The organism is Nonlabens sp. Hel1_33_55, from assembly GCF_900101765.1.
In the GTDB taxonomy this organism is placed as follows: domain Bacteria; phylum Bacteroidota; class Bacteroidia; order Flavobacteriales; family Flavobacteriaceae; genus Nonlabens.
The window spans coordinates 19,151-31,972 of record NZ_LT627735.1; the positions used below are offsets into that span (position 1 = coordinate 19,151).

Annotated in this window: 14 protein-coding genes; 7 read left to right on the plus strand and 7 right to left on the minus strand. The window is 39.6% G+C overall.

Annotated elements, in window-relative coordinates; genetic code table 11:
• Nucleotides 1-45: 45 nt before the first annotated feature.
• Entirely contained in the window at nucleotides 46-978 is a 933-nt protein-coding gene (locus BLO34_RS00025; protein ID WP_090751454.1) for a type IX secretion system membrane protein PorP/SprF, read from the plus strand.
• An 18-nt stretch (nucleotides 979-996) separates the two neighbouring features.
• A complete protein-coding gene (locus BLO34_RS00030) occupies nucleotides 997-2,988 on the plus strand; it encodes an OmpA family protein (protein WP_090751456.1) in 1,992 nt (663 codons plus the stop codon).
• Between the two features lie 71 nt (nucleotides 2,989-3,059).
• Here BLO34_RS00030 and BLO34_RS00035 read toward each other — a convergent pair whose 3' ends face one another.
• A complete protein-coding gene (locus tag BLO34_RS00035) occupies nucleotides 3,060-4,661 on the minus strand; it encodes a peptide chain release factor 3 (RefSeq protein ID WP_090751458.1) in 1,602 nt (533 codons plus the stop codon).
• 136 nt (nucleotides 4,662-4,797) lie between these two features.
• On the opposite strand from BLO34_RS00035, the gene idi reads away from it, so the two are divergent.
• From idi to BLO34_RS00055, 4 genes are read left to right on the plus strand one after another with little or no spacing between them, the layout of a single operon-like run.
• Nucleotides 4,798-5,310, plus strand: a complete 513-nt coding sequence (gene idi / locus BLO34_RS00040) for an isopentenyl-diphosphate Delta-isomerase (protein WP_090751459.1) — start codon at nucleotides 4,798-4,800, stop codon at nucleotides 5,308-5,310.
• A complete protein-coding gene (locus BLO34_RS00045; RefSeq protein WP_090751461.1) occupies nucleotides 5,307-5,717 on the plus strand; it encodes a 6-pyruvoyl trahydropterin synthase family protein in 411 nt (136 codons plus the stop codon). The genes idi and BLO34_RS00045 overlap by 4 nt, the downstream gene beginning before the upstream one ends.
• Nucleotides 5,717-6,688: a type I phosphomannose isomerase catalytic subunit gene (locus BLO34_RS00050; protein ID WP_090751463.1), complete on the plus strand. Its 972-nt coding sequence runs from the start codon at nucleotides 5,717-5,719 to the stop codon at nucleotides 6,686-6,688. The genes BLO34_RS00045 and BLO34_RS00050 overlap by 1 nt, the downstream gene beginning before the upstream one ends.
• Before the next feature lie 39 nt (nucleotides 6,689-6,727).
• A complete protein-coding gene (locus BLO34_RS00055; RefSeq protein ID WP_090751465.1) occupies nucleotides 6,728-6,994 on the plus strand; it encodes a hypothetical protein in 267 nt (88 codons plus the stop codon).
• On the opposite strand, the gene BLO34_RS00060 is transcribed toward BLO34_RS00055, so the two are convergent.
• From BLO34_RS00060 to BLO34_RS00080, 5 genes are all read right to left on the minus strand, one after another.
• The gene (locus tag BLO34_RS00060) at nucleotides 6,991-7,701 is read right to left on the minus strand and encodes a DUF4369 domain-containing protein (protein ID WP_090751467.1); all 711 of its coding nucleotides are present in this window, start codon (nucleotides 7,699-7,701) and stop codon (nucleotides 6,991-6,993) included. The two genes, BLO34_RS00055 and BLO34_RS00060, sit on opposite strands and share 4 nt — an antisense overlap.
• A gap of 43 nt (nucleotides 7,702-7,744) precedes the next feature.
• Nucleotides 7,745-9,061, minus strand: a complete 1,317-nt coding sequence (locus BLO34_RS00065) for a DUF819 domain-containing protein (protein ID WP_090751468.1) — start codon at nucleotides 9,059-9,061, stop codon at nucleotides 7,745-7,747.
• 120 nt (nucleotides 9,062-9,181) lie between these two features.
• On the minus strand, nucleotides 9,182-10,129 hold the full coding sequence (locus BLO34_RS00070) for an alpha/beta hydrolase (protein WP_090751470.1): 948 nt from the start codon (nucleotides 10,127-10,129) through the stop codon (nucleotides 9,182-9,184).
• Nucleotides 10,130-10,284: 155 nt separating this feature from the next.
• Nucleotides 10,285-10,581: a TIGR03643 family protein gene (locus BLO34_RS00075; RefSeq protein ID WP_090751472.1), complete on the minus strand. Its 297-nt coding sequence runs from the start codon at nucleotides 10,579-10,581 to the stop codon at nucleotides 10,285-10,287.
• A 43-nt stretch (nucleotides 10,582-10,624) separates the two neighbouring features.
• A complete protein-coding gene (locus BLO34_RS00080) occupies nucleotides 10,625-11,302 on the minus strand; it encodes an alpha-ketoglutarate-dependent dioxygenase AlkB family protein (RefSeq protein WP_231959523.1) in 678 nt (225 codons plus the stop codon).
• 9 nt (nucleotides 11,303-11,311) lie between these two features.
• Between BLO34_RS00080 and BLO34_RS00085 the strand changes: the two genes are divergently transcribed.
• On the plus strand, nucleotides 11,312-12,319 hold the full coding sequence (locus BLO34_RS00085) for a 3-oxoacyl-ACP synthase III family protein (RefSeq protein WP_090751476.1): 1,008 nt from the start codon (nucleotides 11,312-11,314) through the stop codon (nucleotides 12,317-12,319).
• A gap of 58 nt (nucleotides 12,320-12,377) precedes the next feature.
• Here BLO34_RS00085 and BLO34_RS14805 read toward each other — a convergent pair whose 3' ends face one another.
• Complete coding sequence (locus tag BLO34_RS14805) at nucleotides 12,378-12,578, minus strand: transposase (RefSeq protein ID WP_410503932.1); 201 nt, start codon at nucleotides 12,576-12,578, stop codon at nucleotides 12,378-12,380.
• Nucleotides 12,579-12,822 lie beyond the last annotated feature (244 nt).

The window sequence follows — 12,822 nt, forward strand, 5'->3', positions numbered from 1 at the left end:
TTGGGCGTGCTTGCGTGCACGCCCATTTATTTTAAAAATTACAAGATGAAGAAATTGTTAATAGGTTTGATTGTTTTCGCTTTCGCGAAAGCGGTAACAGCACAACAAGATCCACAGTATAGTCAATATATGTATAACCCATTAGTGGTTAACCCTGCTTATGCGGGTAGTCGTGGTGTGACAAGTATTGTAGGCTTGCACCGTAGTCAATGGGTTGGTCTGGATGGAGCGCCTAGAACGCAAACATTATCTATTCATTCTCCTATTCAAAACAGTCGTATTGGATTAGGTCTGAGCGTTGTAAATGATGCTTTGGGACCTACTGACGAGACTTATTTTGCAGCTGACTTTAGTTATACCATCCCGGTAAGTTATGATGGTAATTTGAGTTTGGGATTAAAAGGTGGTGCTCATGTTCTCAATGTTGACTTTCAACAATTAAATGCTTTGGACCCAGATATTTTGTTACAAAACAACATTGATAACAAGGTATCGCCCACGGTTGGAGTAGGAGCATATTACCATACGGATAAGTTTTATGTAGGATTAAGTACACCAAATTTGCTTAAAACCGAACATTTTGACCCTTCTAACAATAATAATAGCTCAACAGCCATAGCATCCGAACGAATTCACTATTTTGCGACCGCTGGATACGTCTTTGATCTTAATGATAATATTAAGTTCAAACCTACTACACTTGTCAAAGCTGTAGCTGGTTCACCCCTACAAGTTGACGTCACGGCAAATTTTTTAATCAATGAGAAATTAACTTTGGGAGCTGCCTATAGATGGAGTGCTGCTGTTACAGGACTTGTTGGATTTCAAGTAAGTGATCAAATGATGATAGGCTTTGCCTATGATAGGGAAACGACTGAATTGGGAAATTCAACTTATAACGATGGTAGTTACGAACTCTTTCTTAGATTTGAACTGTTCAATAGTTATGACAAGTTGATCACACCACGATTCTTCTAATAATAGTATGTAGAAACTATGATGAAAAAATTATTTATTGTTTTAATAGCGTTAATGGCGACCAATGGTGTGGCTCAAGAACGTAAAGTTAATAAAGCAGGAAAGGAATATACCAATCTCGCTTTTATTGATGCTCAAGAACTGTACTTGAGAATTGTGAAGAACGGCTATTCTAGTCCTGAAATATTGGCTAAGTTGGGTGACACTTATTACTTTAATGACGACTTGCAAGAAAGTTACAATTGGTATAGTCAACTATTTGAAAAATACAGTGATAACATCAAGCCAGAATATTATTTTAGATATGCACAATCGCTAAAATCGGTAAGAAGATATGATGAAGCAGATGTGTTGATGGCAAAATTCAATACGTTTAAAGGTTATGATAGTCGTGCAGATAATTATTCCAAACAACCTGATTACCTTCAAATCATTGATTTCCAGTCTGGTCGTTTTGAGGTAGAAAACGCAAGAGAGATCAATTCATTTACAGCAGATTTTGGACCATCTTTTTATGATGATCAAAACCAAGTTGTATTTGCCACTGCGAGAGATACAGGTTCTTTTATTAAGAGAGTTCATGAATGGAACGAACAGGCATTTTTGCAATTGTACACATCAGATGCAGATAGTGACGGTAAATTAGATAACGCTCGCAATTTAAGTTCTGCACTCAACACAAAATGGCATGAAAGCACACCAGGTTTTACAACTGATGGTGAGACCGTTTATTTTACCAGAAACAACTCTGAGAAAGGAAGATTGAGACAAGATGTTGATGGATTGACTAAACTTAAGATTTTCAAATCCACTCGTAAAGGAAACAGTTGGACCAATGCAGTTGAAGTAAGTTTCAATAGCGATGAATACAGTACGGCACATCCAGCATTGACTCCAGATGGTAAAAAGTTATTCTTTGTAAGTGACATGCCAGGCAGTATAGGTTATGATCCAGAAGAAGAATTTACTAGATCAGATATATGGGTTGCAGATGTTGCTTTAGATGGTACACTTAGTGAACCTCGCAATGTGGAGAGCATCAATACTAATGGACGTGAATCATTTCCTTTTGTTAGTAAAAATAACGTACTCTATTTTGCAAGTACAGGTCATCAAGGACTTGGTGGCTTGGATGTCTTTGCGAGCACCATCAATGCAGATGGAAGTATGAGTGAGGTGATTAATATAGGTAAGCCCGTTAATACTCCTTACGATGATTTTAGTTTTATCGTTGATGATGATACTAATCTTGGATACTTTAGCTCCAATCGTCCAGGTGGTAAAGGTGATGATGATATCTATAGATTCAAGCAGATGGAGCAGCTGCGCAATATGTGTGAGATTCTACTCACTGGAACAGTAACTGATGCTCAAACTGATGAGCCATTAGAAGGTGCTCTAGTTAGCATTATGGATTCCAATAATAATCAAATTGACCAAATCACAACCCGTGCGAACGGTAAGTATGTTTTCAAGCTTGAATGTGATAAGCAATATTTTGTAAGAGCTGCTAAGGAAGATTATACTCCAGATGAAGAATTGTTCACTACACCAGCTACAAGTGACTTTATTGATATTCCATTAGAGCTTTCGAATTCTAAGATTCCAGTATTGGAATGTGATGACTTGGCAAAAATTCTTGATATCGAGCAGATCTATTTTGATTTTGATAAATCAAATATTAGAAGCGACGCGGCTGCAGAGCTGGCTAAAATTCAGGCATTCTTAGAATTGTATCCTCAAACAAAAATTGAGATTCGATCCCACACAGATAGCCGTGCAAACGATGCCTATAATGATGCATTATCAGAGCGCAGAGCTCAAAGCACTAGAAGCTGGCTTATCGATAAAGGTATCGATGCCAACCGCATCACTGCCAAAGGTTATGGAGAGCGTCAGCTAGTGAACAGATGTTCTAACGGCGTGAGCTGTACACCAGCAGAACACCAACTTAACCGTAGATCTGAATTTATCGTTTCAGGACTAGAGAATTATACGGACTGTGAATAAAAACTAATGGTTGTGATAAATACAAAAAGGCTTCCCACGGGAAGCCTTTTTTAGTTTCGCTACTTTTTTAATTACTGTGCAATGCTATCAAATTCTGACACGAAATGAAATTTGATGCTAGGATATTTTTGTTGGGTCATTTGCAATGAGAATGCAGAATCTGCAAAGAAGACTAATTGACCTCTTTTGTCATGAGCAAGGAATTTGGCTTTAACCCGTTTGAAGTCTTTAAATTCATCAGAGTTTTGGTCGGCCGTATCTACCCAACAAGCCTTATGTACATTTAGATTTTCATAAGAACAGGTAGCTCCATACTCGTGTTCCAATCGGTATTGAATCACCTCAAACTGAAGAGCACCTACCGTACCTATAACTTTACGACCATTTAGTTCTAAGGTGAATAATTGAGCAACACCTTCATCCATGAGCTGATCAACACCTTTTGCAAGTTGCTTTGATTTCATGGGATCAGCATTGTTGATGTATCTAAAATGCTCCGGAGAAAAAGAAGGAATTCCTTTATAGTGCAGATCTTCGCCAGCGGTAAGTGTATCACCTATTTTAAAGTTCCCAGTATCATGGAGACCTACTATATCTCCTGGGAATGACTCATCAACGATTTCTTTCTTTTCTGCAAAGAATGCATTAGGGCTTGAGAATTTCAGATTTTTATCGAGTCTCACGTGTTTGTAAGCTGTGTTACGCTCAAAGACACCACTAACTACTTTGACAAATGCCAACCGATCTCTATGTCTAGGATCCATGTTTGCATGGATTTTAAATACAAAGCCGCTGAATTCTTTTTCGTCTGGCTCTACTAAACGTTCTTCTGCTTTTTTTGGTCTAGGTGCTGGCGCTATATCAATAAATCCATCCAATAACTCTTTTACCCCAAAGTTGTGAAGTGCGCTCCCAAAAAAGATGGGTTGCAATTTACCATCAAGATATTCCTGACGATTGTACTCAGGATAAATTCCTGTCACTAATTCAATTTCTTCTCTTAATGTTTCTGCTGCTTTGGAACCTACTAATTCGTCTAGCTTTGGGTCGGCAAGGTCATTTATTGAGATTAGATTTTTACGTTGTTTAACGGAATCTCCTGTGAAGAGATTCACATTTTTCTTAGCAATGTTGTAGATCCCTTTCAAATCATATCCCATTCCTATGGGGAAACTTAAAGGAGTAACTCTCAAGTGCAATTTTTGCTCAATTTCATCCATCAGGTCAAAGGCATCCTTTCCCTCGCGATCCATCTTATTGATAAAAACGATGATAGGAATGTTGCGCATGCGACACACTTCAACAAGCTTTTCAGTTTGCTCTTCAACACCTTTTGCAACGTCAATCACAACGATAACACTATCTACAGCGGTCAAGGTTCTAAAAGTATCTTCTGCAAAGTCTTTGTGACCTGGAGTGTCAAGAATATTTATTTTCTTGTTGTCATATTCAAAGGCAAGAACAGACGTGGCTACAGATATCCCGCGCTGTCTTTCAATTTCCATGAAATCACTAGCTGCACCTTTCTTGATTTTATTCGACTTGACAGCACCAGCCTCCTGAATAGCACCACCATACAATAGTAGTTTTTCGGTAAGCGTGGTCTTACCTGCATCTGGGTGCGAGATGATACCAAAGGTTCTTCTGCGGGCTATTTGATCTTTAAATTTCATAGATGTTTTAATCGAGTGCAAAAATACGTTTAATGCATGATCTTGTAAAGAGCAATCAAAATTTCGACAACATGGATGTAAGGCGATACGCATTGGTAGTTGATCCTTTCGTATTTTTGAGACTGAAAGCAACACATTGGAAGAAAAAGTAATACTAGTCAACGAGAAGGACGAGCAAATAGGTACCATGGAAAAGATTGAGGCTCATGAAAAGGCCTTGCTTCATAGGGCTTTTTCCGTTTTTGTACTCAATGACCAGAATGAAATCATGCTCCAGCAGCGAGCACTTGAAAAATACCACTCACCAGGATTATGGACCAACACCTGTTGTAGCCATCAACGTGAGGGCGAGTCAAACATTGCAGCTGGCAAACGACGCTTGATGGAGGAAATGGGATTCACCACAGATCTTAAAGAGCTTTTCAAGTTTATCTATATCGCACCTTTTGATAATGGTTTGACAGAACATGAGCTGGATCATGTCATGGTAGGAACATTCAATGAAGAACCTAACTTAAACCCTCATGAAGTGGCAGATTGGAAATGGATGACCGCTAGCGACGTGCGTGCAGATATTGACAAACAACCAGAAATTTATACAGAGTGGTTCAAGATCATCTTTGATCAATACTACAATCATATCTCATGAGAATCACCGCCTACAGGAAAGCGCATTTCAATGCAGCACATAGATTATATCGTCAAGATTGGGATGACCAAAAGAATCTAGAGGTGTTCGGTAAATGCAGTAATCCTCACTATCACGGGCATAATTATGATCTTGAAGTAGGCGTTACTGGAACGGTAGATCCTGAAACTGGTTTTTTGATTGATCTCAAAATCTTAAAAGAAATCATTAAAGAACATGTTGAGGATGCACTAGATCACAAAAACCTTAATGAAGAAGTTGAAGAATTCAAAAACCTAAATCCTACGGCTGAGAATATCGCATTTGTCATCTATAATAAAATTAAAAAACAACTGGATTCTAAATACGACCTAGAAATCAAGTTGTATGAAACGCCGCGCAATTTTGTCGTATACACAGGAGATTGATGAAATGGTATCCAATCATTTTCAAACCCATCTATAAAGAGAAAATCTGGGGTGGCTCAAAGTTGAACGATCTAAAATCGCTGGATTCGCCTATATCAAAATTGGGTGAGAGTTGGGAAATTAGCGATGTAGGCGATACCATATCTGTCGTGAGTAATGGAGAGTTAGCAGGTATTTCATTAAATGAATTGCTGGAAAAACATAGCCTTGAGGTACTGGGTAAGCGCGTTAAGGATCGATTTGGGAAGCGCTTTCCTCTTCTTATCAAATACATTGATACGGCGCGCGATCTATCCGTTCAGTTGCATCCAGATGATGAGACAGCACAGAAAAAGCACGGTAGCTTCGGTAAGACAGAGATGTGGTATGTGATGGACGCACAAGAAGATGCACGATTGACTCTGGGATTTGAGGAGGCTTCCAGTAAGTCCGCTTTCGCGAAAGCGATATCATCCAACAACGTCCCTGCATTATTAAATTATGAGAACGTAAAACCAGGTGAGTCCTTTCTTATCCAACCAGGATTTATTCATGCCATAGGTGCAGGCGTCACGCTTGCAGAAATTCAACAAAGCAGCGATATCACCTACCGAATCTATGATTATGAACGCACTGATGACGACGGTAACCAGCGCGAATTACACATAGAGGACTCTATCGCCATGGCAGATTATAGCAAGGCAGAAAGTTATCGTTTGAACTATGACCATGATACATTAGGAGTTCAAGAACTTGCTAAAACTTCTTATTTTGAAACCTTTGTTCTTCAATTCACTGGAAGATTTAATTTAGAATTAAAATCAGGCTCAAGCTTCACAATACTAATGAATGTAGGTGAAGCGTGTGAACTTATTCATGATGGTCAAAGCTATGGATTTGGATATGCACAGACTTATTTGATACCCGCAGCTTTAAAAGATCTTCAGGCAAACTGCTTAGGACAAGGCAAGTTATTGACCGTATCAATATAGACGTAGAATTACGTATTTTTGCATCAAATTTGAAAACCCATGGCAAGTATTAGAGACCTCAAACAGGACATCAATTATGTTCTAGGAGATATCATTGAAGCAGCGCTTATTTCACAGGCGGTAAATCCTGAGAAAAATGAAGCAGAAGCTGAAAAAATCGTAGATGATAGCATCGAGACTTTTGATGAATTGATCGCAAGAGTTAACGATAAAAAAGTAGATAACAGAGCTGCTCACTTAAAACAAGTGCGCGCAGATCTAGAAACTGAAGGCAAGAAGTTAATTGAAAGAGTTAATAAACTCTAATTAAGCTTTGCTTTCTTAATCATTTCAGACAGGTTTTTTCCATAAAGACTTGTCTGAATTTTTTTTGGCATCATATTGTAGATGCTGTCAACCAGTTTAGGGTTGGCATCAAATCCTTCTTGTAGTAGTATAAACGGTGCCACTTCATTATCCTTATGGACACTGGCATAATTCAAGGCATAAAGAATGCGCTTTCTCAAATACTTATCATAGTCTGCATTAAGAGACTCAATTTCAATTGCAGATGGATTTTCTTCTGTGCTCAATTCCATACTGCGTTTCATCAAATCAGTGTAAACAGCATCCAGTTTAGAAGTATTTTCCTTGAAAGTGGCCAGTAGCAATTGGTTTTTTGATCCTAACACTTCAGCATCTTCTTCAAAACTTTGGAGATTTGAATTGATCGTCATAATTGTATCCTCTGCAAAAAATCCTATGCGATCATCATATTTAGATCCGTCCTTTACATCGAGGTAGAGATATAAAAACTCTGGTTCAGTTAGATCATATGTGAGTTTGAAATCACTCGAGCCATCAAGTGCAACACTATCCAATGTTATCAAGGTGGAATCCTGAACTTTCTGCAACAAGACGCTACCAACCTTCAAACCTTTTATGGTGCCTTGTACAGCAAATCGGTTTTGGGTTTCTTGCTCACAAGAGCTAAGAATTAATAGGGATAGGAAAAGAATTAGGGTTGCTCTCATGCTATTGATTTTGGGCTGCAAATATGCAGCAAACTTTTAGAATTTATGCAGGTGCTGCGATCTGCATTAAAATGGTACATAATATTGCACCTACAGTTCCCACAACGTAGCCAAAAACAGCTAACAAAACACCAACCGTGGTGAGTGATGGATGAAATTCTGCCGCTACAACTGGTGCGCTAGCAGCACCACCAACATTTGCCTGACTACCTACCGCCATAAAGAAATAAGGAGATTTGGTCAATTTTGCTATTAGAATAAGTAATCCAGCATGAATAGAAATCCAGATCAAGCCCACTAGAATCAACCACGGATTTTCCAGTATCTGCCTCAAGTCCATTTTTACACCTATAGTTGCCACCAAAATGTAAATAAATATGCTCCCAATTCTGGAGGCACCAGTTCCTTCATATTTTTTGACTGGAGTATAGGATAGTAGAATTCCTATAATCGTAGCGATAGAGATAAGCCAGAAAAACTGACTCGTCAAAAAGCTCAAATAAATATTCTCCCGAATGGACTCAATACTTTCCATCCATCCCGATAAGTAATCGCCACTAAAATGAGCAATACTTACTGCTCCAAGTCCTAGTCCAAGCATCACCATAATATCAGTAAGAGTGGCCTCGCGTTTCACGCTCAAGGTGTAATCAGTAATCTTTTTCTTGAGTTTTTCTATTGACCCAACATCTGCGCCGGTCCATTTATCAAATCTAGCGGAATATCCTATCCCAAGCAGAAGCACAGCCATCCAAATATTAGCCACAACAATATCTACCAGCACCATGCCGCCGTATAAATCGTCGTTGAATTGGTAAACTTCCAGCATGGCAGCCTGATTAGCGCCACCACCTATCCAGCTACCAGCAATGGTACTCAGTCCACGCCATACCGCATCTGGTCCTGCACCGCCAACAGTTTCTGGACTAAATGTGGATACGATCAATATAGCTATAGGACCACCTATGACAATACCAACGGTTCCAGTAAGGAACATAATCAGGGCTTTGGGACCTAAATTAAAAACTGCTTTGAGGTCAATGCTTAAGGTCATTAACACTAGTGCTGCTGGTAACAGATAACGCGACGCCATAAAATATAGGGAAGAGCTATTTTCTACGATCTGGCCATCTTCCACTGTTTTCCATTCTGAGCCTATCAATCCAAAAGAACTCATAATTGACGGAATTAAATAACACATTAATAGAGCTGGAACGAACTTATAAAACTTCTGCCAGAAGCCTTTAGTTCTTGATGAAGTGTAGAATACAAAACCTAGAGCTGCCATCAATAGCCCAAAAACGATGGTGTCTTGAGTTATCAGTGGCGAGGTATCGATAAGAGTTTCTTGTATGGTCATATGGTTGCTTAAATTGGAAAAATACAATTTTAGCAAACTATAACCAGTTCAAATGAAAACTGCAAATGGTTACTAATTGGGATTAATGCAGAAGTTGGGAAAGCCTATAGATGTTGAACTCTATTGCTTGACAAAATTAATTAGAGTACTAACGAACTCTGGATGTAATGGGAAGCTAGGATCTGTATAGCTTTTTGCAGCTTCAATATCATCGTCACCTACTTTCTTAAAGATGTGATCCATACCTTCAATAATGAATAACTGTGACGCTGGCAATGCTTCATGAAGTATTTTGGCTTGACTTGGATCGACCTGTCGATCTCTATTTCCATTTATAATCAAGACTGGGATATTCAAATCGCTAATCAAAACTTTAGGATTATATACCATCCATGATTTCATGAAAGGCTGAATTCCAGGACCAACGATAGATGTTAGATATGGATTCACCTTGGTTACTACACTATCTTGGGTTTTCATTTGTGCAAACACCGCTGCAGCTTCTTTATCAAGACCAGGAGCTTGAGCTGCTATTTGTTGCACTATAATTTCATCAATGGGATCTGCAGGGCCAGCGATTGAAACAAAGCCATCTACATTTTCATCAATCGCAAGCATGGCGACTAGTGATCCTTGACTGTGGCCTGCAAGAATAATCTTAGAAAATCTTTGATCGTCTGTAAAGTTTGCGACTACCGTTTGAGCATCAGTAACAAAATCATCAAAGCTGATGTCGTCAGTAGGCTTTCTCTCCTTAACTAAAGTAAAACTGCGCTTATCATATCGATAAGAAGCAATATTATTTTCTAACAAAACGTTGGCCAGTTGCTTGTGTGAATCGTTGCGAGTCATCATACTATTTCCGTTGCGATCGTTAGGTCCGCTACCGGTAAACAGCAACACCAATGGTACAGGCTCTGTAGTTTCAGGGATCAAAAGTGTTCCCTTTATAAATTCATTGAGGTCTAAGGTTGTAGGATTGACCTCAGCATCTCTTTTTTCCATTTTAAAAGCATCTTGAGCCATCACAAAACATGGAACTAAAAATAGGAGAAGGAATTTTTTCATGGTCAAAGCTTTTTAGTGCGATTTCTTTCAATCACTGAGATAAATAGTATGACAATGGCTGTGCCATTTATTCTATAAACGAAATAGAACTATAATAAAGATAAGGATTTACCAGATGTGCAAACTCTCTAAAAATTAGTGAAGGAAAGCAATTCCTATCTCTTAGAGATCTTATTGTGCGTGATGTTCTTTTGGCGACTAGATTTGAAGGTGTCCATTTCTGGATCTCTTAGAGCGCGGTGTTTGGTAGCACGGCCTTGAACACGTTCTCTCCACATTCTAAAACTACTGGCTTTCATTTGATCACGCATGATGGTGATCACTTCCTGTTCACTGACTCCAAACTGGAACTCAATCGCGCCAAACGGTGTGCGGTCTTCCCATGCCATCTCTATAATGCGATCTATGGAGCGTTCGTCTAAATCTTCTATAAGTTCTTTTGCTTTCGCCATAATTCAGTAGTCGTGGTGGTTGCCGTAGGATTACATCACAAATTTAAGTATTGCGACCTATAACTTTTCTAAAGGTCAGGTTAATCCGAGGCTGGATTTCCCGTTTTGTTTTTGCTATTTGATGTTTGTAGGTATGTTGGGTCTCGCCTGCCATGAGCAATAGACTCCCATGTTTTAAGGGAAATTTGTAGCGCCATTCTTTATTCTCGTTGTGGCGCAAATGAAAAAAGCGTTCCTGTCCCAAACTAATTGATGCAATCACTGGATTACGGCCCAATTCTGCCTCATTATCTGCATGCCAGCCGTTGGAATCTGCACCGGTTCTGTAGAGGTTGACCAGGCAAATATTGAACTCGTGACCTGTTGCGGCTTCAATATCTTTCTTGATGGATGTTAAGACGGGCGACCATTCCAGCGCTTTGAAGGTGATCCCGCTATAGCTGTATTCCATTTGATTGTCGCCATAGAGTTGCGTCAATCGCGGTTCATCATAGGTTTTCCCGAATACCGTGATCTTGTTTTGTCGCCATGGCGTTTGTTCTCGCAATGCGGTTTGAAGTTGTTCCGCTTTCGCGAAAGCGTAAAAGTCACCATCATAGTGCACCTGGGCATCTGGAATATTAAGGTTAGTAAGAGAATTGAAATTATTATGCATGCATACTAAAACAAAGTGCTTTTCTAGGGCAATGATGGGTCGCGGCGTATCTTGCCAGACACTCAAAAATACAATATGTATACTTCAAGAATTGCCGGAATGGGAAAGTATGTTCCCGATAATGTTGTGACAAACGACGATCTCGCTGATATGATGGATACCAACGATGCGTGGATCCAGGAGCGCACCGGTATCAAAGAACGTCGCCACATTCAAAAAGGTGATGATAACAGTACGGCAAGTATGGGCGTGAAGGCCGCCAAAGTCGCGCTGGAACGTGCAGGAATTTCTAAGGATGATGTGGAACTTATTGTTTTTGCGACCTTGTCACCAGACTATTATTTTCCAGGCTGTGGAGTACAAGTACAGGAAATGCTGGATATAAAAACCTGCCCGGCGCTGGACGTGCGTAACCAGTGTAGTGGTTTCATCTATGGACTCTCTGTGGCAGATCAGTTTATAAAAACTGGAATGTATAAGAACGTATTGGTTATAGGGTCTGAGAACCACAGTGGTGGACTGGACTTTACGACCCGTGGTAGGAGCGTGAGTGTGATCTTCGGCGATGGTGCCGGTGCAGCCATCTTGACCAGATCAGATAAGGAAGGACATGGAATTCTCTCAACGCATCTGCATAGTGAAGGTAAACACGCGCTGGAGCTTTCCTTAAAAGGCCCGTCAACAGAATATTGGGTACCGCAAATTATAGAGGAAGATCCACAGGAAGATATTCCTTATTATCCTTACATGAATGGTCAGTTTGTATTCAAAAATGCTGTGGTTCGTTTTAGCGAGGTGATTATGGAAGGATTGAAAACCAATAATCTACAAGTGAGCGATATTGATATGCTGATACCACACCAAGCTAACCTGCGTATCTCTCAGTTCATACAGAAGAAATTCCAGCTAGGTGACGATCAGGTGTACAACAATATCCAGAAATATGGGAACACAACAGCAGCCTCAATTCCTATCGCTTTGACTGAAGCCTGGGAAGAAGGAAAAATCAAGGAAGGTGATACGGTAGTATTAGCAGCTTTCGGTAGTGGGTTTACTTGGGGTAGTGCGGTGATAAAGTGGTAGCTTCAATTCATATTCGTACTACAAAAGGGTAGCCTTGAAGGCTACCCTTTTGTAGTAACTAACTTTCGTTTTCCCACGAGGGTTCAAGAGATCCATTGCTGTGATGTTCCTTTTGTTTCTTGATATAATTGATGATTATATTGAGGTCTTTGGGGCTAACTGTAAACAAACCGTACCCACGTTGCCACCTAAAAGGTTCCAAAGGTTCCATAGTAGCGTTGAGCCAGCGAGAACTCACACCTTTAATTCCATTTACAATTCATGCTAAGGTAGTTGTAGTGTTTGATTTTAAAAGAATATGAATATGATTTTGAGTACCGTTGATAGCAATAGGAATTATGCTTAGATCCTCACATTTTTTCCAGATACAGCCATAAAGCTTAGAATGAATCGGTTCAGGAATAGAATTCTCTCTGCTTTGTTCCAAAAATGAGGTGGTAATACAACTGTGTGTTATTACGAGACATGGTTCGAAGATAATGCATATCCATAAGGGCGATCCT

Excerpts from the sequence above, each read along its gene's own strand:
- BLO34_RS00025 (WP_090751454.1), top strand. The coding sequence starts at position 46 with ATGAAGAAATTGTTAATAGGTTTGATTGTTTTCGCTTTCGCGAAAGCG.
- BLO34_RS00030 (WP_090751456.1), top strand. The coding sequence starts at position 997 with ATGATGAAAAAATTATTTATTGTTTTAATAGCGTTAATGGCGACCAAT.
- BLO34_RS00035 (WP_090751458.1), bottom strand. The coding sequence starts at position 4,661 with ATGAAATTTAAAGATCAAATAGCCCGCAGAAGAACCTTTGGTATCATC.
- BLO34_RS00045 (WP_090751461.1), top strand. The coding sequence starts at position 5,307 with ATGAGAATCACCGCCTACAGGAAAGCGCATTTCAATGCAGCACATAGA.
- BLO34_RS00050 (WP_090751463.1), top strand. The coding sequence starts at position 5,717 with ATGAAATGGTATCCAATCATTTTCAAACCCATCTATAAAGAGAAAATC.
- BLO34_RS00055 (WP_090751465.1), top strand. The coding sequence starts at position 6,728 with ATGGCAAGTATTAGAGACCTCAAACAGGACATCAATTATGTTCTAGGA.
- BLO34_RS00060 (WP_090751467.1), bottom strand. The coding sequence starts at position 7,701 with ATGAGAGCAACCCTAATTCTTTTCCTATCCCTATTAATTCTTAGCTCT.
- BLO34_RS00065 (WP_090751468.1), bottom strand. The coding sequence starts at position 9,061 with ATGACCATACAAGAAACTCTTATCGATACCTCGCCACTGATAACTCAA.
- BLO34_RS00070 (WP_090751470.1), bottom strand. The coding sequence starts at position 10,129 with ATGAAAAAATTCCTTCTCCTATTTTTAGTTCCATGTTTTGTGATGGCT.
- BLO34_RS00075 (WP_090751472.1), bottom strand. The coding sequence starts at position 10,581 with ATGGCGAAAGCAAAAGAACTTATAGAAGATTTAGACGAACGCTCCATA.
- BLO34_RS00085 (WP_090751476.1), top strand. The coding sequence starts at position 11,312 with ATGTATACTTCAAGAATTGCCGGAATGGGAAAGTATGTTCCCGATAAT.